Annotated in this window: 1 pseudogene; it reads left to right on the top strand. The window is 76.1% G+C overall.

What is annotated here, in order from left to right:
- Positions 1-536: pseudogene (locus OOT08_RS15335) on the top strand (hypothetical protein); the annotation flags it as partial.

Raw genomic sequence — 536 nt, 5'->3', positions numbered from 1 at the left:
ACTGTCCGCGGGGACCGCCGACCTGCTCAAGGATTTCCTGGAGATGGCCGATGGCACCCGGGACACCCGGGACGGCGCGGGGCGGATCAGCGCGGGTACCCGGGACCTCCTCCGGGGTGCCGGCGCGCTCTCCGCAGGCGCTGACGGGCTCGCCGCGGGGGCGCGCGAGGCGAATTCCGGCAGCGGCGCGCTCGCGGCGGGCACGGGTCGGCTGCGAGCCGGCGCCGGCGCCGCCCAGCAGGGTGCCGCCGATGCGCGCACCGGCTCCGCGGACCTCCGGGACGGCACCGGCCGCCTGCACGCGGGCCTCGACACGCTCGCCGAGGGCTCGTCCGAACTTCAGGCGGGCACGAACCGACTGCACGCGGGCCTCGACACCCTCGCCGAGGGCTCGATCACGCTCTGGGAGGGCACCGGCCGCCTGGACACGGGGATCACGACGCTCGCTGAGGGGGCGCAAGACCTCCGAGCGGGAGCCGAGGAGCTGCGCGATGGGACGAGCACGCTCGACACCGAACTCGGCAACCTGGACGACG

This window comes from Leucobacter sp. M11, assembly GCF_035726885.1.
Classification (GTDB): Bacteria; Actinomycetota; Actinomycetes; order Actinomycetales; family Microbacteriaceae; genus JAPFRB01.
The sequence above is the reverse complement of the archived record's forward strand: the minus strand, read 5'-3'. Positions and strand labels throughout refer to the sequence as shown.